We start from the raw sequence: 20332 nt of genomic DNA on the forward strand, positions 1-20332 counted from the left end.
AGTTCGAGTCTGACTGCCGGAGTCATTGAAATACTGATCGGTATTTCTTTTGCCAACTTAGCTCAGCTGGTAGAGCATCTCCCTCGTAAAGAGAAGGTCGTAGGTTCGACTCCTATAGTTGGCATAATAAACATTCGTTAAATGTTACAAAGCTTGATTTATCAACGTTTTTCGTCGGTATATCAAGCTTTGTTTTTGTTTGTTGCAAAAAGGCGCTGCACACGTTTTGACAAGAAAAACTCGAATCTGCTAGTTGTAACTGAAAAGCTCCGTACTGGGCTGATGTCCGAGATACGGAGCTTTTCATTTTGGCCAGGCTTGACTCATCGCTTTTAACAGTGGCTGGACGGTGCGACGCTCGCTTTTTAGATAGGTACCAATGAAACCATTGCATCGATTGGTGAAAAGTATGGCAAGTCCAATGGGCAGATTATTTTACGCTGGCTGCTGCAGCGTGGTATCGTGGTAATTCCTAAATCGGTTCACAAAGCTCGGATGCGTGAAAACATTGATGTCTTTGATTTTGAGCTGAGTGAGGCCGACATGCAGCTGATGAGCAGTTTGGACAAAAATGAGAGTCAGTTTTTTGATCACCGCGATCCAGCCGCAATTGAAAGTATTTTTGGCCAAAGCATGAAAGCATTACGCGACTAACCCAGTTTAAGGAGAAATTGAGGTCCAAGAAACTGCCAAGCCAGAAATCGATGGTGAAAACCAAGCTATCATTCGTGTCGTTCGAGCAAGTGTCTGTGGTTCTGATCTGTGGTGGTACCGCGGCATTGCCAAACGAGAAGCCAATACGCTGGTTGGTCATGAGGCGATCGGGGTTGTTGAACAGGCGAGTGCAGACGTCAGCCAGATTAAAGCGGGCGACTTTGTAATCGTACCGTTTACTCATGGCTGAAGACATTGCGTGGCCTGTTTGAACGGCTTTGAAGGTAACTGTCTGAATCAAAAGCCGGGATCTAACGGCGGCTATCAAGCAGAATTCATGAAATATGAACCAGCGGACTCCGGACTGGTAAAGATTCCTGGTGCGCCAGCCGACTACACGGATGAGCAGCTGGCCTCGCTGCAGACGCTTTCTGACGTTATGGCGACCGGCTTTCATGCAGCCAAAAATGCTGAGATCAAGCCAGGCGATATGGTTACAGTGATTGGTGATGGCGCGGTTGGCCTGTGTGGCGTAATCGGTGCCAAGCTGTTGGGCGCGGAAAAGATTATCCTGCTCAGCCACCACGAAGATCGAGCAGCTTTAGGCCGAGAATTTGGTGCTACTGACATTGTTGCCCAAAAAGGTGCCGCTGCCGTTCAGCAGGTATTGGCTCTGACTAAAGAAAATGCCGGTGTTGACGCTGTGTTGGAATGTGTTGGCGCGGCTGGGGCCATTGATCAGGCTGGCCAGATTGCACGACCGGGAGCAGTGATTGGTCGCGTCGGCGTACCGCATGCTGAACCAAAATCCAACCAGCTGTTCTGGAAAAACATCGGTCTGCGTGGCGGAATTGCCTCGGTTACCAAGCCGGATAAGGAACTGCTGCTTAAGGCAGTTTTGGATGGGAAGATTAACCCAGGTAAGGTCTTTACCAAGAGCTTTGACCTTGATCACGCTGCTGATGCCTATGCAGCAATGGATCAGCGCCAGGCCATCAAATCGCTGCTGGTAATCGATTAGTCGTTGGTTTGCCGTCTTGACTATGTCTTAAACATTATTGGTGGTCTTTCTTAAGCACAATTAAAATTTGATGATATAATCACTTAAAAGACATAAGAGAGGCGAAAAACATGAGCGATGTGGATATTGAAGAGATTCGCTTGCTAACGAAAAAGGGACTCAGTGAGCTGCTCGAACAGGCCCATCTGGAACCGGATGATCTGTTCGTTTTGGGCTTGAGTACCAGTGAGGTTCAAGGCAAGATGATCGGCAAGCATTCCAACATTGAAATTGGCCGGACGATCGTCAAAACGATTATTGAGACTTTAAAACCGTTGGGCGTTCATTTGGCCGTACAGGGATGCGAGCATTTAAACCGAGCGCTGGTGGTTGAAAAAGCGGTTGCCAAGGCTAAAGGACTCGAGATCGTCAGTGTCTTTCCCCAGATCAATGCCGGTGGCGCCGGTCAGATTGCCGCCTTTGAAAACTTTACTGATCCCGTTGAGGTCGAACATGTCGTTGCCAATGCTGGCATGGATATCGGTGATACGTTTATCGGCATGCACGTCAAATTTGTTCAAGTGCCAGTTCGCACATCAGTTAAGGAAATCGGTCAGGCCCACGTGACTTATCTGCGCACACGGCCAAAATACATTGGTGGGCCACGAGCAAAATATGAATGGGATCCTTTCAACGAAAAATAAAACAAGACAAGTGTTTAAAATTGTGCATGTGCATGATTTTAAGCACTTTTTTTAGTTAAAATCTCAACAGATAATTGTTATCGCTTACAATTGTCTTTAATGATAATTTTATTAACTAACAGTATAGATTAGCATTCAATTTTAAAATTTTGTGAACATTTATTACTTTTTAAGATGGTGCGCAAACGATTCCAAAATGCCTTGATATCACGATTTACCTCTTGGAATACCGGCACTTAGTTTGACGGAATGAAGATAAACAGTATATAATAGTAAACGTTATTTTAAGGAAATTGTTACTTTCCTTTAATCTTTTGACTTTTTCAATAATTTGACTGAGCTTTTATTAGATTCAATCAAAATTTGGAGGAAATGGAATGGATAAGCAAAAACAATTAGACACGTCCTTCTTCGGGCAGCCAAGAGGACTGGCTACGCTGTTCTTCACTGAAATGTGGGAACGGTTCAGTTACTACGGGATGCGTGCCATCCTGCTGTTCTACATGTACTACGCCGTCAGCAAAGGCGGTTTGGGCATGGACCAGGCAACGGCTGCTTCGATCATGTCAATCTATGGTTCGCTGGTATATCTTTCTGGGGTGATCGGCGGCTGGCTTTCTGACCGACTTTGGGGGCCAAGAAAGACCGTCTTTATTGGTGGGGTTTTGATCATGTTTGGTCATATTGCTCTGTCATTGCCTGCTGGGACGACGGCACTTTATGCTTCAATTATTTTGATCGTTATCGGGACTGGGCTTTTGAAGCCAAACGTTTCTGAAATGGTCGGTGGCCTGTACAGTGAAGAAGACCGGCGCCGGGATGCCGGGTTCTCAATGTTCGTCTTCGGGATCAACTTTGGGGCAGCCATTTCACCAATCGCAGTTCCTTGGGCTGCCAACGGTTTTGGCCTGCACCTGTTTGGCAACGAAATGAACTTCCATGCTGGTTTCTCACTGGCTGCGATCGGGATGTTCTTTGGCTTGCTGCAATACTACATTGATGGTAAGAAGTATCTGTCAAAAGACAGCCTCTACCCAGATGACCCAATCGACAAAGAAGATCTTAAGCCAATCATCAACTGGACGATCGTTGCCGTAGTTGTCTTGGCAATCATCCTCGGTCTGATGGGAGCCATGGGTCAGTTAAACATCAACAGCATCATCAATTTGATTACGGTTATTGCGATTGCTTTGCCAATCATCTACTTTATCATGATGCTCAACTCCAAGAAGGTTACCAAGGTCGAAAAATCACGGGTTGTAGCCTACATTCCGCTGTTTATCGCTGCGGCAATCTTCTGGGCAATTGAAGAATCTGGTTCGGTTGTGCTGGCACTGTTTGCTGCTCAACGGACGGTTCTGCACATTGGGGGCTGGCACTTTGCTGCTGCCAACTTCCAGACGCTGAACCCGCTGTTTATCATGATTCTGACGCCATTCTTCGTTCACCTGTGGAGTCACTGGAAGAACCAGCCAAGTGCTCCTGGCAAGTTTGCTGCCGGTCTGGTTATCGTTGGTCTTTCATTTGTCTGGATGGCACTGCCTGGCTTGATTCACGGTACGACTTCTGGGCGGGTCAGTCCATTCTGGCTGGTCGGCTCATGGTTTATCTGTGAAATCGCCGAAATGCTGATCTCGCCAATTGGTCTGTCAATCACGACTAAGCTGGCACCAGTTGCGTTCCGTTCACAAATGATGAGTATGTGGTTCTTGGCCGATTCTGCCGGTCAAGCCGTCAATGCGCAAATTGTTAAGTTCTACACGCCAGGTACGGAAATTCAATACTTCCTGATCGTTGGTGGTGTAGCGATCGTCTTTGGGATCGTGCTTTGCTTCTTTGTTAAGCGAATTCACGGCTTGATGGAAGGCGTTGACTAATAAAATCAATTAACGTTCGTGATTTATTTCGCGGACGTTTTTTAATTCATCGGGATTATGTTATCCTTACTTTCAAGGGGGGATTGAGAATGATTAAGCTGGCAGTCAGCAGCGATAATCACCTGGATGTCAACCGAATCATGTCAACGCGAGCCTTGCACATTCAAGCAAGTTGGCTGTTAAGGCATGATATCGACTACTATCTATATGCCGGTGATCTTTACAATAATTTTGGACGAACGCGGCGCTATTTTGCTGCTTTACAGCGCTTGGTTGGCGAACGAGTTCAGATCTATTATGTCCTGGGAAATCATGATATGCTGTCGCACGCGTCATACCAAGACGTTGAGCACCTGGCGGATCCAATGTACCTGCACAATCAATATGTTGATCTGCCGGGGACGGACTGGCGCTTAATCGGTAATAACGGCTGGTATGACTATTCATTTTCTGACTACGCTCAGCAGCCGCAGCGAGTAGCCCAATGGAAAAAGGTCTACTGGGTTGATGCCGCCATCAAACAGCCCATGTCTGACCCGCAAAGAATGGGACTGGTGCTGAATCAGGTTGAACAGCAGCTGACAATGGCTCAGGCGGCGGGCAAAAAAGTGATTTTTTTAACTCACTTCGCACCAAGAAAGGCTTTGCTGAGTCCCAAACCGTCATTTGTCCAAAGTCAAAGACAGTTGAAAACCTACCAGATGATCAATGCAATGATGGGTAGTGAGCGTTTAGGCAGACTGCTGGAAAAGGCCCCACACGTAAAATACGTCTTTTATGGTCATCTGCATGGTATTCATGATCCACTAAAAGCGGCCCATCTGGTTTATCTTAATCAAGCAGTTGGCGTCAAGAAAGCTAAACGAACTGAGTGGCAGTATAATAAGTTTGCGGAGCAATGGGAACATCGTTTGAAAATAATCGAGCTAAATAATTAAAAAAAGGGCTTGCTTTTATTGGCTAAATTAGTTATTATATTTATTGTTGATTGTTACTGATTGTTTTCAATAACAGTTAAGCTCTTATGGAGGAGTAGCGAAGTGGCTAAACGCGACGGTCTGTAAAACCGTTCCTTCGGGTTCGGCGGTTCGAATCCACCCTCCTCCATTATTATTGGGCTATAGCCAAGTGGTAAGGCAACGGTTTTTGGTACCGTCATGCGCTGGTTCGAACCCAGCTAGCCCAACTGATGAAGCATCGCGCTGGCGGTGCTTTTTTTGTACGCTTTTTTATTTTTTGAAAAGAGGGTTAAGATGCCAAAACAAGGACAGTTTGCCAAATCGGTTCGCCAAAAAAAACTGAATGATTTTAAGGTTAAGCGTCATGATCAAGGAGCCGTGATTGATGAAACGCAGCTGACGGATTTTTTAACGGTTCGTTTTGCCTTGACGATTAAAAAGAAACTGCCAAGCGTTCAGCGTGAGTCGGCACAGCGATTGTTGCAAGAGATTGCACCGCGTTTGCGGAATCGGGATGGTCGGTTGGCTGATCTGATGGCTGAATTGATTGTCGAGCTTAATGCCAAGACGCCATGGCAGTTTTTCTGGCAGATCAGCGATTTTTGGCCAGTGCTGCAAAAATTTCTGCAAAAAGAGGTCCCAGCCGTTCCGCTCAGTCAGCGTATCTTGATCAGGCAGTTGCTGAGTCAGACTGAGCTGGAACGCATGTTAGGACAGGCGCTGACTCAAAAAACGGCGGCTGCAATGCTGTTGGGACAGGGCCAGGCTGAGGCAGCTAAGATTAATCAGCTGAGTGGGCTGCTGATGGCCGATTTGTACCAGGAAACGCATCTGAACTGGCAAAAGGTTCGCCAATTGCTGGCGCCGTTTGCTTTTTCGATTGATGAAGAACTCGATGAAACAACCAGACAGTGGCTGCGAGATTTGACAGCATTGTGAAAATAAAAACGTGCATTCTGGCTTAATTTGATTTATAATAATACTAACTTTAAGTAAGTTAATAGAGGGCTGTGGCGGAGCTGATTGCCATAGCCCTTTTTGCGTGCTTTTTAAGTTTTAGGAGGAATTTTTTTGCACGGCAGGCATCCATACTGGGCCATTTTTTCAGTGGCCTTAATGACTTTTATTGGTGTTTTGAACGAGACCTCGATGAACGTTACTTATCCGGTCTTAGCCAAGGAATTTGGCGTCTCGCTTGATGTCGTTCAGTGGATTACCGGCGGCTATCTGCTGATGGTGACGATCGTAATGGGAACTACGGCTTATTGCTTAAGGCAGTGGGCAGCGCGCTGGCTGCATCTGGCGGCAGTTTCGGCATTTGTGATTGGTGATCTGATCTGCGCGTTGGCCGTCAATTTTCCAATGCTTTTAGCTGGGCGGTTGATTCAGGCAATTGCGACGGGCTTTTCAACGCCCATGATGTTCTTTTTGATTTTTACTCAGATCCCGCGTGAGCGCTTAGGTGTAATGAATGGCGTAGCGGGAATGGTGATTTCGTTGGCGCCGGCTTTGGGTCCGACATATGGCGGCGCCGTGCTGGCAGCTGGATCTTGGCGCGTTATTTTCTGGCTGATTCTGCCGCTGGCACTGTTAAGTCTGATTGCTGGTCAATTGACGATTCGCAACCAGCCGTTTGGTAATTCACAGCCGTTCAGTTTTTGGGCTCTGTTTTTGCTGGCCGGCAGTCTGTTTAGCATCGTCACTGGCGTTGCTAGGTTTGGCAAATCAGGCTGGACGAGTTCATGCTGGCTGCTCTTATTGCTGGGCTTGATTCTATTTGGCGGTTTTGTTTGGCTAAATCAGCATGGTAAAACACGTTTGTTTGATCTGGGCGTCTTTGCGCAATCGTCTGTGCGCCTTTCGGAATGGACCTATTTCAGTCTGCAGTTCATCAACATCGGTGCATCATTGGCACTGCCGATCTATTGTGAGTATGTTTTGCATGCCTCATCACTGACTGCTGGAATGGTTCTATTGCCAGGATCGCTTTTAGGGGCGGTGATGGCACCGTTGTCCGGCTTTTTGGCAGATCGTTATGGCTATGGTCTGCCGACTCGTCTGGGCAGCGTTTTGATCGTTTTAGGAACGACTGGACTGCTGGTCTTCCAGTCTCAGCTGACGCCACTATCCGTAATAGTACTTTTCATCGCAATGCGGCTGGGCTTTAACGCGGCCTTTTCTAATACGATTGCCAATGCCTCGACCTTGGTGGCAAAGGAAAAATCAACCGACGTTAATTCAATCTTTAATATGACGCAGCAGTTTGCTGGTTCATTAGGCGTTGGCATCATGACTGCCCTGATTGCGCTCAGTCAAAACCAAGGGCAAGGATCAATGGCGCTGAGAACGTTTAAAGGCAGCCGCCTGGATTTTTGGCTGCTGGTGATCTTGGCATTCAGCGTCTTGGTCGCGGTCTGGCTTAATTTTTCCCGCCAGCAGCAATTGAAGAATACGGCTGCTAAATGATGCGTCAATAAAATAATCAAGCCGTTCGCTTGATGATCATCAAAATGATATAATTTTATTTGATACTTAAATCGGCAAAAGCTTGCCAGAAAGAAGAAAAATTGCCATGATTGCGCAGATACAGCATTTTTTGGTTGACCAGCAGATTTTTACATTGTTTATCTGTCTGGCGCTCGGTTATGTCCTGGGAAATATCAAACTGTTTGGGACCAATTTTACGCTTGGCTCAACCGTGGGCACGCTGGCGGTAGCATTGGTGGTCGGTCAGGCTGGGAGCTTTCCGCGTGATAAGATGTTGGGAACGATCTTTTTTGGCGCCTTCATGTTTTCAATCGGCTATCGGATCGGCCCATCTTTTTTGGTCAGTATGAAGCTGTTTGGTGGACGGATGATTGCCGTGAGTCTGTTTTGGCTGTTGGCCGCTTTTCTGACCTCGTGGGGCTGTTTTGTCCTGTTTCATCTGGGACCAGGCGTGGCTGCCGGAACGATTGCCGGTTCATTGACGCAGTCGGCTACGGTTGCCAGTTCGCTGCAGGCCTTGGAGAATCTGCCGATCACCAAGACGCTGCGGCTGTCTTATGAAGCTCAGCTGCCGGTTGCCTATGCGCTGACCTATGTCTTTGGCACGCTGGGCGTAATTATCTTGCTGCGCGATGTTGCGCCGCGTCTGCTAAAAATCGATGTTCCCAAGCAGGGAGATCGGATGGCCAGAAAATACCACTTTCACGCGCCCGCTCCTGATCCGACCTGGCGTCGAACCTACCGGCTGGCTGCTGAGTCGCCGCTGGTTGGCAAAAAGATTCGTGAGATTAATGAGTTCTTTGATTTACGCTTGATTGCGCTGGCGGCCTTTCATCAGGATCGCATGACCGACAAGCTGGAATATGTTCTGCAGGCAGGTGATCGCCTGACTTTGATTGGCTATGCGCTGCATTTTGATGATTTGACGGGAATTACCGGGTTGACGGAGGTTTTAACGCCAACCAATGCCCCGCGCGAACGAAAATTTGTCCTTGGCAAAAACTTTGATCCCAGCACTTTGGCCAGGATTCGGCAAAATGGGGTCTTTGTAAACATTCATGATCCATTAAGTGGTCAAGAGCATCTGATCAATCAGCTAAAACCAGGCGATGTAATCTCATTGACTGGTAATACCAGCAAATCAGCACCATTGCTAAAACAGATTGGACGTTGGCATACCAGTGAACAGGCCATCAACTATACGGTGTTCTCTTTGGGAATTGCTGGGGCCTCGCTTTTGGGTCTGGTCGGGATCAAGGTCAATGGCATGCCGCTGCAGCTTGGCAACGGCACGGCAGCCTTGATCATGGGGCTTTTGCTCAGCAGCTGGATTGATCGGCATCATGAATGTCGCTCGATTCCGGCAACGGTAACTTCTTTTTGGCAGAGCTTTGGCTTGACTGTTTTTGTCGGCAGCGTTGGTCTGGAGTCGGCTCAAGCTTTTACTGGTGCGATTAAGTCACTGGGGTTTGGGATTCTGCTGATTGGTGCTTTGGTCTCAGTGGCCCCACATCTGTTGACCTTGCTGTTTGGCAGGCTTGTACTGCGCGTTGAGCCCTTGGCCTTATTAGGAGCGCTGTGTGGTTCGGGAACCGTAGCAGCCGCAATGAATGATCTGGCTGAGCAAGCGGGTCTAGAAGGTGGGGCTTACCTTGCTTCTGCATTTACGCCGGCATTTGTTGTTGGTAATATAGGTATTACGTTATTGGGACCTTTGTTTGTGGCAATTTTGTCATGATGGTCATTATCAGAAAGGTTGATTTTTATGAAACAGTTCTTTACCGTTTTAGGCGGCATGGGTACGCTGGCAACCGAAAGCTATTGTCGACTGCTGGATGAGCGTACGCCAACGCACCGCGACCAGGATTATCTTGATTACATCGTTTTGAATCATGCAACGGTTCCCGATCGAACGGAATGGATTTTGGATCACCAAAAGCCTGACTATAATCCGCTCTTAATTGAAGATATCCAACAGATTACGCCTCTAAAACCAGAATTTTTTGTCTTGATCTGCAATACGGCTCACTATGCTTTCGACCGCTTGCAGGCAGCAACTTCAATTCCGATTCTAAACATGCTGCAGGAAACGGTTAATGAGATCAAAAACATCGCACCACATGCCAAGCGAGTTGGAGTATTGGCCACGCGGGGCACGATTGCGTCTGGTCTGTACGATTCTTACATTCAAAATGCCGGCTATGAAGAGGTCAAGCCCACGCCAGCAATTTTGGACGCTACAGAAGATCTGATCTACCATGATATTAAAGAAGCTGGTCATTCAGATGGCAAGAAGTTCCATGAATTGGTCCGGACGATGATTGAGGATCAAAAGTGCGATGTAGTAATCTTAGGATGTACCGAGCTTTCCTATGCCAACGAAATGAATCCAGAAACGGAATTTCCCGTTGCCGATTCACAGTCGATCATTGTCAATCGTTCGTTGGCGCGAGCTTTGGCAATTCGCAACGGTAATCAATAAGCTAAAACGACAGTCCATGCAAAATGGCTGTCGTTTTATTTTCGTTCCAAGATTTAATGCTAAATTGGTCTAGGCTAACTTATATTCGTGTTAAAATAAAAAAAATAAACCGTGAATGAATGGTCTGAAAAGAGGAAAAGATATGGGATCACCGGTATATATTCAAATTCATAATCAATTACGTGAAAATATTGAAAATGGTCATTGGAAGGTTGGACAAAAAATTCCAGCTGAACGTGAATTGGCAGCTGAATTTGGCGTCAGCCGCATGACGCTGCGCCAGGCTATTCAAACGCTGGTTGATGAAGGGGTCTTGGAACGGCGAGTTGGTTCAGGAACCTTTGTCGCCAGCCGGAAGGTCCAAGATAAGATGGCCGGGGTAACCAGCTTTACTGAATTGATGATTGCTGCTGGGAAAAAACCTTCCAGTAAAACGATTTCCTATCATTTAACAACGCCTTCGCAAAGTGAAATCGAACGGCTTAAATTAGAACCAGATGAGCGCGTTTTGCGAATGGAGCGCATTCGTTATGGCAATGAGATTCCAATCTGTTATGAGGTTGCGACCGTTCCGGCAAAACTGGTGGAAAACTTCAGCAAAACCGAGATCACCTCATCGTTTTACCGCACCTTGGAAAAAAAGGCCAACCTTTATCCTGGTCATGCCGTGCAATGGGTTTCGGCAATCAGCGCTACTGAAAAGATTGCTGAGTATTTGCGGATTCGGCGTGGTGACGCGCTGCTGCATTTGATTCAGCTTTCCTATCTGCAGGATGGCCGGCCTTTTGAATATGTCCATACTCAATATGTCGGCAGTCGCTTTGAATTCGTGTTGGAAAAATAAAAGGAGTTTATATGAAGTTTGATTATCCAGATGACAGTATCGCTCTGCATACCGATGCCTACCAGCTGACGATGATGCAGACCTATTGGCAAAAAGGCATTGCCAATCGTCACGTGGTTTTTGAGGCCTTTTTCCGTAAGATGCCGTTTGGAAATGGCTACGCAGTTTTTGCTGGTTTGAGCCATATCATTCGCTATCTGAACGCTCTGCATTTTTCAGATTCTGATATTGAATACCTCAAGTCGACGCAGCAGTTTGATCCCGAATTTATTGAATATCTGCGTGGCTTTAGATTTAAGGGAACGCTGCGCAGTGCGGTTGAAGGTGATCTGGTATATAGTCATGAACCGATCATTCAAGTTGAGGGCACGCTTTTGGAATGCCAGCTGGTAGAAACAGCACTGCTCAATATTATTAATTATCAAATCATGATTGCCACCAAGGCTTCTCGAATCAAGTCAATCGTTGGCGATCAGCCAGTGATGGAATTTGGCTCGCGGCGGGCGCAGGAATTTGACGCGGCAATCTGGGGCACGCGGGCTGCTTATATTGGCGGATTCGATGCTACCAGCAATCTAAGGGCTGGCAAACTGTTCGGCATCCCGGTATCTGGTACGCATGCTCACGCGCTCGTGCAGGCATACCGCAATGATTATGATGCTTTTAAGGCCTACGCGCAGACCCATCATGACTGTGTTTTCTTGGTTGATACCTTTGATACGCTTAAAAGCGGGGTTCCTAATGCAATCAAAGTCGCTGATGAGTTTGGGGATGCCATCAATTTCCAGGGTGTCCGAATTGATTCTGGCGATATGGCCTACCTCTCTAAAAAAGTACGGCAGATGCTGGATGAAGCCGGCTATCCCAACGCCAAGATCTTTGCTTCCAATAATCTGGATGAACGAACGATTATGGACCTGCAGCGGCAGGGTGCCAAGATCGACGTTTGGGGAATCGGCACCAAGCTGATTACCAGTTATGATCAGCCAACATTGGGAGCAGTCTATAAGATGGTTTCCTTAGAAGATGATCATGGCCAGATGGTTGATACGATCAAACTTTCCAATAATGCCGCCAAGATGTCGACCCCTGGCAAGCACCAGGTTTGGCGAATCACCGATCGAGGCAGCGAAAAAAGCGAGGGCGATTATGTAACGCTGGCTGATGAAGATCCGCGTCAGCTAGACTCGCTTTATATGTTCGACCCCAACTATCCGTTCCTGAATAAAACGGTTGAAGACTTCATTGCTCGGCCGCTTTTAAAGGATATTTTCGTCGATGGCCAGCAAGTCTACCAAGAGCCAAGCATGAACGAGATTCGGCAGGCTCGCCAGCGGCATCTGGATCGTCTGTGGGAAGAATATAAGCGAAACCTCAATCCAGAAGTATATCCGGTTGACTTATCGCAAAAGTGCTATGACAATAAGATGAAAATCATCAAAGACGTTAAGGAATACATTAAGCATTTGAACTAGGATCTAGACTAAAGAGGGAAAGAATATGCGCAAGCTGCAAGAAGAAATCATTAATACCTTGGCTGTAACGCCATCAATTGATCCGGCAATCGAGGTCAAGCGCCGCATTGAATTTTTAAAGGACTATCTGAAGAAGACCGGATTAAAAACACTGGTGCTGGGCATCTCCGGTGGTCAGGACTCAAGCTTGGCGGGACGGCTTTCACAGTTGGCAGTTGAAAGCCTGCGAGCAGAAACTGCAGACGATGCCTATCGTTTTATTGCCGTCCGGCTGCCTTATGGCGAACAAGCCGATGAAGCTGATGCAATGCTTTCGATCAATGAATTCATCAAGCCTGATCAGACCATGCGCGTCAATATCAAGCCAGCCGTTGATGCCATGGTTGCTGCGGTTGAACAAAATGGGCTGCAGATCAGCGACTTTAACAAAGGCAACGTCAAGGCTCGGGAGCGAATGATTGCCCAGTATGCAATTGCCGGTGAGTTCCGCGGGGCAGTCGTTGGTACCGATCATGCCGCTGAAGCAGTTACTGGCTTTTACACAAAATTTGGCGATGGCGGGGCTGACATCACGCCACTGTCACAGCTGGATAAGCGCCAGGGACGCCAGCTTTTGGAATATCTAAAGGCGCCAAGAGTACTTTATGAAAAGACACCGACTGCTGATCTGGAAGAAGATCGGCCAGCCCTGCCTGATGAAAAGGCATTAGGCGTTACTTATCAAGCAATTGATGACTATCTAGAAGGCAAGCCGGTTTCCGATCAAGCAGCCGCCAAAATTGAGGGCTGGTATCTTAAAACCAAGCACAAGCGTCACCTGCCAGTCAGTCCATTGGATACCTGGTGGAAAGACTAGCCTTAATATAGGGCCCAGGCTCGGCCATTGCCGAACGCTGGGCCCTATAATGGTTAATCGACTAATGCAGCACAAAGATTAAAAAAGAAATGAGTTACGGATCGCTATGGAAAAAAATGATCTTAAATTAATGAGCCAGCAGCTGCCAGAATTAAGAGATCGGCAGATTGAAGCCGCCTTGAGCCTTTTGGAAGAGGGCAATACGATTCCATTCATTGCTCGTTATCGAAAAGAGGCAACCGGCAGCCTGGATGAAGTTCAGCTGCAGGGAATTCAAGAACAGTGGCATCGGGTAAAGAATCTGCGCGATCGTCAACAGACCGTGATCAAAGCAATCGAGGAACAAGGCAAGCTGACGCCGGCTTTAAGAATGCAGATTGAAGCGGCTACCGAACTGAATGTTGTTGAAGACCTGTACCTGCCTTATAAGAAAAAACGCCGTACCAAGGCACAGATTGCCCGTGAACAGGGTCTGAAGCCGCTTGCCAACTGGATCTTTATGGCTAAAGAAAATGATCTGGACGGCAAGGCTGCTGAGTTTATCAGTCAAGACGTTCCTGACGTTCAGACAGCCTTGGAGGGGGCCAATGAGATTCTGGCCGAAACGATCAGTGAAAGCAGTACGATTCGCGCTTGGCTGCGCAACTATACTAAGCAGCATGGCGAACTGATCGCGACGGTTAAAAAAGGCGGTCAGGAACTTGATTCGGAGGGCGTCTATCAGCAATATTATGACTTTTCCGCCCCTTTATCCGCAATGAATTCCTATCGTGTCTTAGCCATTAATCGTGGGGAAAAAGCTAAGATCTTAAGCGTCAAGATTCTTGCCGATGAGCAGATCGTCCAAAATTATCTAAATTTCCGGCTGGTTAAAAAAAGTAGTGCTCAAAACGCTGCTGAGTTTGTCAAAAACGCGGCTGCCGAAGCCTACAAGCGTTTCTTGGGACCAGCAATCGAGCGGGAATTGCGGCGCGAACTGACTGAGCAGGCCAATGAGCAGGCAATCAAGGTTTTTGGTGAAAACCTCTATCATTTGCTGATGCAGGCGCCAATCAAGGGCAAGGTGGTTTTGGGATTTGACCCGGCATATCGGACGGGCTGCAAGCTGGCAGTCCTGGATCCAAATGGCAAGCTGCTCAAAGTGGCCGTTATCTACCCACACAAGCCGGCACCAGAGAATCAGCGTCAACAGGCGGAAGGACAGCTGCTGCAGCTGATTGAGGACTACCAGGTTGAGATGATTGCAATCGGTAATGGGACGGCCAGTCGTGAGTCAGAACGTTTTGTGGCTCAGACAATCAAAAAAATCAAGCGTCCCGTTTATTATGTAATCGTTAATGAATCTGGCGCATCAGTCTATTCAGCCAGTCAGGACGCGCGTGACGAGTTTCCAGAGCTGACGGTAGAAAAGCGCAGTGCCATCAGTATTGGCCGGCGTCTCCAAGATCCATTGGCCGAGCTGGTAAAGATCAGTCCGGAAGCCATTGGCGTTGGTCAGTATCAGCATGATCTGCCGAAAACGGCGCTGAAAGTTGAACTGGATGCCGTCGTTGAGCGAGCCGTCAATCGGGTCGGCGTTAATCTCAATACGGCCAGTTATCAGCTGCTGGCACACATTGCTGGGCTGAACGCCACGCTGGCAAAAAATATTGTACGGTATCGCAATGAAAATGGCCGTTTTACCAGCCGCATGCAGTTAAAATCGGTTCCCCGCCTAGGACCCAAAGCCTTCCAGCAGGCAGTGGGCTTTTTGCGAATCGTGGATGGCGATGAGCCGCTGGATAACACTGATATTCACCCAGAAAGCTATGCAATTGCTCGTCAGTTGCTGCAGGCAGCCGGCATCGCTAGTGAACTTGGCTCACCGATGGCTGCCCAGCAGCTGCGGCAGTTGGATATTAAACAGTTCGTCAGTGAAAAAGTCGGCTTGGCAACGCTTAAAGATATTATTGCCTCGCTTTGCGAACCAGGACGAGATCTGCGTGACTCATTGCCAGCACCGCTTTTGCGTCAAGACGTTTTGACGATTGAGGATCTAAAGCCGGGAATGCAGCTGCAGGGGACGGTTCGCAACGTTGTGGATTTCGGTGCCTTTGTTGATGTTGGCATCAAGCATGATGGATTAGTTCACGTCTCGCATCTGACCAGGAATTTTATTAAGGATCCGCGTCAAGTCGTAGCAGTTGGCGATATCGTTGACGTCTGGGTGCTGAGCGTAGACTTAAAGCGCCAGCGCGTACAGCTGACGATGGTTCAGCCCAATGAGTAACCAAATGACTGACGAAGAGCTGCAGAGGCTGACTCAGATCTGGTCGCAGCAGGCTTTTCAGCGGCCGTTTAAGCACCAGATCTGGTTTAATCGCCGCTTGAAGACGACTGGCGGCCGCTATCATTTAAAAGACCATCATATCGATATCAATCCCTTGATGTATGAGAGTTTTGACCTGGCCAATCTGCGCGGCGTTGTACTGCATGAGCTTTGTCACTATCATCTGCATCTAGCTGGTCATGACTGTCATCATACTTCTGAATTCAAGGCGCTTTTAAAACGCGTGGGTGGTCTTCGCTATGCTCCAGCAGTTAGGCAAGCCGAGAAGCAATTTAAATGGATCTATCAATGCAGCGGCTGCGGCATTCGAATTGGTCGCATGCGGCGCTTTGACGTGCAGCAGTTTGTCTGTCGGCGCTGTGGCGATCATTTTGAACTTTTAACCAAAAAATAGTTTGCCAACAAGTAGCATTTCTGGTAGAATGTTATTTGTTGATGCGGCAGTGGCGGAATTGGCAGACGCGCAAGATTAAGGATCTTGTGGTCGTTTTAGACCGTGGAGGTTCGAGTCCTCTTTGCCGCACTATTATTGCACTTGGCGTTAGTCAGGTGCTTTTTTATTGCTTTTAAGTTCGCTCTTGAAAAACAGGAGAGGACTTTTTTTGAGCAGATTTTTAATTATGTCTGCAGTGGCTTTTCAATTAATTTAGTAAATTTTTTAGTGAAATAACACTGTTTTATTATCCATGAAAGCGCTATACTGAATAGACAGAGAATAATTTGATTTGAGGAGGCGCTTTTTAATGCAAGCAGATTTAAAATGGCTGGATGATCCACAGACGTTCCGGGTCAATCAGCTGCCAGCCCACAGTGATCATCAATGGTATCTTGATTATGCCGAAGCTGATCAGCAAAGCAGCAGCTTTACCCAGAGTTTGGATGGTCAGTGGCGCTTTGCCTTTGCCAAGGATCCGCAAAACCGCATTAAGGAATTTTATGCACCGGACTATGATGTCAGCAAATGGGATCTGATCAAGGTTCCCAGCATGATCGAATTAAACGGCTATGCCCAAAACCAATACACCAACATCTGGTATCCATGGGCCGGTAAGATCTATCGGCGCCCAGCCTATGCCTTGAGCCCTGATGATCTGCAGGCCGGCTCATTCAGTCAGGGAACTGATAACACCAATGGCTCATACGTTAAGCACTTTGATCTAAACGAATCACTGCGCGGAAAAAAAGTTCGTGTTCGGTTTGAGGGGGTTGAGCGCGCGATGTATGTCTGGCTGAACGGTCATTTCATTGGCTATGCTGAAGACAGCTTTACGCCCAGCGAGTTTGACCTGACGCCTTATTTAAAGGACACGGACAATATTTTGGCAGTTCGCGTATATAAGCACAGCACGGCTTCTTATCTGGAAGACCAAGATATGTTCCGCTTTTCAGGGATCTTTAGAAGTGTCAAGCTGTTGGGTCAGCCTAAGCTGCATTTGGAAGACTTGGATCTTAAGCCGCGCGTAACGGATGACTTTAAAACCGGAATCTTTAACGTGGATCTAAAGCTGCAGGGACAAGATGGTCAGGTTTTGATCAAAGTCTTTGATGCACAGGGCAATCTGATCGTTGATGAAAGCAAAGCGGCTGCTGAACGGGTTGGTGTACATGACATTAAAGTTAAGGATGCTCATCTCTGGGACAATCATCATCCTTATCTCTACCAATTGTTTGTCGAGCTGCGCGATCAAGGCGGTCAGCTTTTAGAGGTCGTTCCTTATCGATTTGGCTTCCGACGCGTGGAAATCAATGCTGATCACGTGGTTCTGCTCAACGGTCAGCGCTTGATCATCAACGGCGTCAACCGTCATGAATGGAACTGCCGGACGGGACGCTGCGTAACGATGGCCGACATGGAACAGGACATGGCCACGTTTAAAGAAAACAACATCAATGCCGTACGAACCTGTCATTATTCAGACCAGATTCCTTGGTACTACATGTGTGATCAAGACGGGATCTACATGATGGCCGAAAATAATCTGGAAACCCACGCAACCTGGCAGAAAATGGGCCAAGACGAGCCGTCATTTAATGTACCAGGCTCCATCCCGCAATGGAGAGAAGTTGTAGTTGATCGGGCCCGGACCAACTATGAAACCTTTAAGAACCATACTGCGATTTTATTCTGGTCGCTGGGCAACGAATCATATGCCGGCGATAATCTGGTAGCAATGCAAGAATTCTACAAAGATCATGACGACAGCCGCCTGGTTCACTATGAAGGCGTCGTGCACACGCCAGCCTATCGCGATCGGATTTCTGATTTTGAAAGCTGGATGTATCTGCCGCCAAAGAAGGTTGAGGAATATCTGCAGAATAACCCCGACAAGCCGTTTATTGAATGCGAGTACATGCACGACATGGGGAATTCAGATGGCGGCATGGGGTCATACATTGAATTGATCGACAAGTATCCGCAATACGTTGGTGGATTTATCTGGGACTTTATCGATCAGGCACTGCTGGTTCACGATGAGATCAGCGGTCAAGATGTAATGCGCTATGGTGGCGATTTTGATGACCGCCACAGTGACAATGAGTTTTCCGGTGATGGACTGATGTTTGCCGACCGGACGCCAAAGCCAGCAATGCAGGAGGTAAGATACTACTATGGACTGCACAAATAAGATTCACGTCGTTTATGATGATGGCCTGTTGGGACTGAACGGTCAGGACTACCAATATTTGTTCAGCTACGAAAAGGGCGGTTTGGAGTCAATGCGTTTTAACGGTAAGGAATGGCTGTATCGGCCGCTTTATCCAACCTATTGGCGAGCAACGACCGATAATGACCGCGGCAATGGCTTCAATTTTAAGAGTGCCCAATGGCTGGGAGCAGACTTGGCGCCTAAGTGCATCAATATTGATCTGACCGTTGATGACCGTCACTTTGATCAGCTGCCGATTGCGCCGTTGACCAATCAGTTCAGCAATGATGAATTTGCAAAACAGGTTAAGATTGAGTTTACTTACGAGACAGCAACCAATCCAACAGCGCAGGTCAAGGTAGCCTATGCGATTGATGCCAGCGGTAAATGTCGTATTGCAGCCCATTACTTTGGTCAGGCTGGGCTGCCAGAACTACCCGTCTTTGGTGTGCGGCTGATTATGCCAACGCTGGCCACCGAGTTTGAATACGATGGCTTGTCTGGTGAAACCTATCCCGATCGAATGGCGGGGGGAGTCAAAGGAACCTGGCATGTTGATGGAGTTCCGGTAACGCCTTACTTAACGCCACAGGAAATGGGGATGCACATGCAAAGCTCACGGCTGAAAATTGTCCGCAATCAAACCCAAAATAACGCCGACCATGACGAGCAGCCGTTTGCGCTGACTGTCAAGCAAACTGATCAGCCATTCAACTTTAGTCTGCTGCCATATACCGCTTCAGAGTTGGAAAACGCAACACACATTGAAGAACTGCCGCTCAAACGTCGCACTGTTTTGGTAGTAGCGGGAGCCGTACGCGGTGTTGGCGGGATTGACAGCTGGGGTGCCGACGTTGAGGAGCAGTATCACCTGCCAGCTGATCGCGACTATCAGTTTAGTTTTGAAATTGAGCCAGCAACAATTGAATAGTTTAAAAAAATGGGAATTTGATTAAAAAATTCCCATTTTTAATTTTTTAAAGCAGCCAGCGGGTGTAAAATTAATTATGTTAATTTGCATTAGAGAGAGGCTAAAGATATGTTAAGCATATTCTGGTCAAGTCTGTCGGGAGTATTGATCATCTTAATTATGATCGCAGCTGGATTTGTTATGAATGAACGCCACTGGTTTACCCCCGACTCACCCAAGGCCATTTCAAAGATCGTTACCCAAGTTGCCTTGCCGACTTACATGATCAGTACGATTACAACCAAATTTACAGCGGCTGAGCTAAAGACGCTTTTGCCGGATCTGCGCTACCCGGTTTTATCGATGCTGATCCTGTTTGCATTGTCGTTTGCCGTCGCTAGAGCATTGGCCATCAAAAAGAGCCACATTGGTCTGTTCAGTTCGATGTTTTTTAATTCCAATACGGTTTTTATTGGGCTGCCGATCAACCTGGCTTTGTTTGGCGCGCGTTCGGTTCCATACGTGCTGGTCTATTACATGGCCAATACGACTTTCTTTTGGACGCTGGGTGTTTGGCTGATTCAGCATGACGGTATGAAAGAAGCCAAGATTGATTTCAAGCAGGCGCTGGGCAAGCTGTTCTCGCCACCGCTGCTTGGCTTTATGCTGGCGGTGGTTCTGGTAGCTTTGCATATCCGGCTGCCTAAATTCATCATCAGTACCTGTGCTTATCTGGGTAATTTAACGATTCCGATGTCAATGCTGTTTATCGGCATCGTGCTGTCCAATGCCGGGCTGTCAAGAATTCGTTTTACGCGCGATGCCTGGGGGATTTTGCTGGGCCGGTTCTTATTGGCGCCGCTGCTGATGACGATTTTGGTGCTGCCGAGCAACATGCCGCTGATGATGAAGCAGGTCTTTATTCTGCAGGCAGCAATGCCGGTCATGACCAATGCGCCGGTCGTTTCGCGAATGTATCATGCTGACTACAACTATGCTGCAATTATGGTAACTGAGACCACCACGCTTTCAATTATTGTAATTCCAATTTTAATGGTGGCAATTAAAACCTTGGTCCACTAATTAATGGTTAAAGTTGCCGAATCT

At 47.5% G+C, this 20332-nt stretch carries 15 protein-coding genes, 4 tRNA genes and 2 pseudogenes; all 21 read left to right on the forward strand.

Translation table 11 applies throughout. From position 1 onward, the window contains the following. Positions 1 to 51 precede the first annotated feature (51 nt). The 21 genes and pseudogenes from FC47_RS00005 to FC47_RS00100 all read left to right on the forward strand — a co-directional run bounded on the left by FC47_RS00005 (position 52) and on the right by FC47_RS00100 (position 20308). Positions 52 to 124, forward strand: a tRNA-Thr gene (locus FC47_RS00005). 245 nt (positions 125 to 369) lie between these two features. Continuing rightward, positions 370 to 654: pseudogene (locus FC47_RS10340) on the forward strand (aldo/keto reductase); the annotation flags it as partial. 16 nt (positions 655 to 670) lie between these two features. Then, a pseudogene (locus FC47_RS00010) lies at positions 671 to 1675 on the forward strand (zinc-binding dehydrogenase). 110 nt (positions 1676 to 1785) lie between these two features. Beyond that, on the forward strand, positions 1786 to 2358 hold the full coding sequence (locus tag FC47_RS00015) for a TIGR01440 family protein (protein WP_006499660.1): 573 nt from the start codon (positions 1786 to 1788) through the stop codon (positions 2356 to 2358). 377 nt (positions 2359 to 2735) lie between these two features. Beyond that, the gene (locus FC47_RS00020; RefSeq protein WP_033934259.1) at positions 2736 to 4235 is read left to right on the forward strand and encodes a peptide MFS transporter; all 1500 of its coding nucleotides are present in this window, start codon (positions 2736 to 2738) and stop codon (positions 4233 to 4235) included. Between the two features lie 89 nt (positions 4236 to 4324). Then, on the forward strand, positions 4325 to 5173 hold the full coding sequence (locus FC47_RS00025; protein ID WP_191978668.1) for a metallophosphoesterase: 849 nt from the start codon (positions 4325 to 4327) through the stop codon (positions 5171 to 5173). 88 nt (positions 5174 to 5261) lie between these two features. Beyond that, positions 5262 to 5342: transfer RNA gene (locus FC47_RS00030), tRNA-Tyr, on the forward strand. Between the two features lie 7 nt (positions 5343 to 5349). Further along, a tRNA-Gln gene (locus FC47_RS00035) sits at positions 5350 to 5421 on the forward strand. 67 nt (positions 5422 to 5488) lie between these two features. Then, the gene (locus FC47_RS00040; RefSeq protein WP_056967500.1) at positions 5489 to 6133 is read left to right on the forward strand and encodes a hypothetical protein; all 645 of its coding nucleotides are present in this window, start codon (positions 5489 to 5491) and stop codon (positions 6131 to 6133) included. A gap of 177 nt (positions 6134 to 6310) precedes the next feature. After that, on the forward strand, positions 6311 to 7660 hold the full coding sequence (locus FC47_RS00045) for an MFS transporter (RefSeq protein ID WP_056967553.1): 1350 nt from the start codon (positions 6311 to 6313) through the stop codon (positions 7658 to 7660). A gap of 106 nt (positions 7661 to 7766) precedes the next feature. Then, a complete protein-coding gene (locus FC47_RS00050; protein ID WP_056967501.1) occupies positions 7767 to 9419 on the forward strand; it encodes an aspartate-alanine antiporter-like transporter in 1653 nt (550 codons plus the stop codon). 27 nt (positions 9420 to 9446) lie between these two features. Further along, positions 9447 to 10163, forward strand: a complete 717-nt coding sequence (locus FC47_RS00055; protein WP_006500515.1) for an aspartate/glutamate racemase family protein — start codon at positions 9447 to 9449, stop codon at positions 10161 to 10163. A gap of 142 nt (positions 10164 to 10305) precedes the next feature. Next, positions 10306 to 11007 (forward strand): GntR family transcriptional regulator, encoded by a 702-nt coding sequence (locus FC47_RS00060; protein WP_033934264.1) that lies wholly within the window; start codon positions 10306 to 10308, stop codon positions 11005 to 11007. Positions 11008 to 11018: 11 nt separating this feature from the next. Further along, on the forward strand, positions 11019 to 12482 hold the full coding sequence (locus tag FC47_RS00065; RefSeq protein ID WP_056967502.1) for a nicotinate phosphoribosyltransferase: 1464 nt from the start codon (positions 11019 to 11021) through the stop codon (positions 12480 to 12482). Positions 12483 to 12507: 25 nt separating this feature from the next. Beyond that, positions 12508 to 13338, forward strand: coding sequence for an ammonia-dependent NAD(+) synthetase (gene nadE, locus FC47_RS00070; protein WP_006500512.1), 831 nt, complete (start codon positions 12508 to 12510; stop codon positions 13336 to 13338). Positions 13339 to 13444: 106 nt separating this feature from the next. Continuing rightward, complete coding sequence (locus FC47_RS00075; RefSeq protein WP_056967503.1) at positions 13445 to 15607, forward strand: Tex family protein; 2163 nt, start codon at positions 13445 to 13447, stop codon at positions 15605 to 15607. Positions 15608 to 15611: 4 nt separating this feature from the next. Then, positions 15612 to 16061 (forward strand): SprT family protein, encoded by a 450-nt coding sequence (locus tag FC47_RS00080; RefSeq protein WP_056967554.1) that lies wholly within the window; start codon positions 15612 to 15614, stop codon positions 16059 to 16061. A gap of 43 nt (positions 16062 to 16104) precedes the next feature. Continuing rightward, a tRNA-Leu gene (locus FC47_RS00085) sits at positions 16105 to 16190 on the forward strand. Positions 16191 to 16410: 220 nt separating this feature from the next. Beyond that, on the forward strand, positions 16411 to 18294 hold the full coding sequence (locus tag FC47_RS00090) for a glycoside hydrolase family 2 TIM barrel-domain containing protein (RefSeq protein WP_006500509.1): 1884 nt from the start codon (positions 16411 to 16413) through the stop codon (positions 18292 to 18294). Further along, on the forward strand, positions 18278 to 19246 hold the full coding sequence (locus FC47_RS00095; RefSeq protein ID WP_034541325.1) for a beta-galactosidase small subunit: 969 nt from the start codon (positions 18278 to 18280) through the stop codon (positions 19244 to 19246). Before FC47_RS00090 ends, FC47_RS00095 begins: the two co-directional genes overlap by 17 nt. Positions 19247 to 19354: 108 nt before the next feature. Continuing rightward, the gene (locus FC47_RS00100) at positions 19355 to 20308 is read left to right on the forward strand and encodes an AEC family transporter (protein WP_039945987.1); all 954 of its coding nucleotides are present in this window, start codon (positions 19355 to 19357) and stop codon (positions 20306 to 20308) included. Positions 20309 to 20332: the final 24 nt, after the last annotated feature.

The sequence above is a fragment of the Limosilactobacillus mucosae DSM 13345 genome (genome assembly GCF_001436025.1).
Taxonomy (GTDB): Bacteria; Bacillota; Bacilli; order Lactobacillales; family Lactobacillaceae; genus Limosilactobacillus; species Limosilactobacillus mucosae.

Excerpts from the sequence above, each read along its gene's own strand:
- nadE (WP_006500512.1), top strand. The coding sequence starts at position 12,508 with ATGCGCAAGCTGCAAGAAGAAATCATTAATACCTTGGCTGTAACGCCA.
- FC47_RS00050 (WP_056967501.1), top strand. The coding sequence starts at position 7,767 with ATGATTGCGCAGATACAGCATTTTTTGGTTGACCAGCAGATTTTTACA.
- FC47_RS00020 (WP_033934259.1), top strand. The coding sequence starts at position 2,736 with ATGGATAAGCAAAAACAATTAGACACGTCCTTCTTCGGGCAGCCAAGA.
- FC47_RS00025 (WP_191978668.1), top strand. The coding sequence starts at position 4,325 with ATGATTAAGCTGGCAGTCAGCAGCGATAATCACCTGGATGTCAACCGA.
- FC47_RS00100 (WP_039945987.1), top strand. The coding sequence starts at position 19,355 with ATGTTAAGCATATTCTGGTCAAGTCTGTCGGGAGTATTGATCATCTTA.
- FC47_RS00065 (WP_056967502.1), top strand. The coding sequence starts at position 11,019 with ATGAAGTTTGATTATCCAGATGACAGTATCGCTCTGCATACCGATGCC.
- FC47_RS00075 (WP_056967503.1), top strand. The coding sequence starts at position 13,445 with ATGGAAAAAAATGATCTTAAATTAATGAGCCAGCAGCTGCCAGAATTA.
- FC47_RS00095 (WP_034541325.1), top strand. The coding sequence starts at position 18,278 with ATGGACTGCACAAATAAGATTCACGTCGTTTATGATGATGGCCTGTTG.
- FC47_RS00060 (WP_033934264.1), top strand. The coding sequence starts at position 10,306 with ATGGGATCACCGGTATATATTCAAATTCATAATCAATTACGTGAAAAT.
- FC47_RS00015 (WP_006499660.1), top strand. The coding sequence starts at position 1,786 with ATGAGCGATGTGGATATTGAAGAGATTCGCTTGCTAACGAAAAAGGGA.
- FC47_RS00080 (WP_056967554.1), top strand. The coding sequence starts at position 15,612 with ATGACTGACGAAGAGCTGCAGAGGCTGACTCAGATCTGGTCGCAGCAG.
- FC47_RS00055 (WP_006500515.1), top strand. The coding sequence starts at position 9,447 with ATGAAACAGTTCTTTACCGTTTTAGGCGGCATGGGTACGCTGGCAACC.
- FC47_RS00045 (WP_056967553.1), top strand. The coding sequence starts at position 6,311 with ATGACTTTTATTGGTGTTTTGAACGAGACCTCGATGAACGTTACTTAT.
- FC47_RS00040 (WP_056967500.1), top strand. The coding sequence starts at position 5,489 with ATGCCAAAACAAGGACAGTTTGCCAAATCGGTTCGCCAAAAAAAACTG.
- FC47_RS00090 (WP_006500509.1), top strand. The coding sequence starts at position 16,411 with ATGCAAGCAGATTTAAAATGGCTGGATGATCCACAGACGTTCCGGGTC.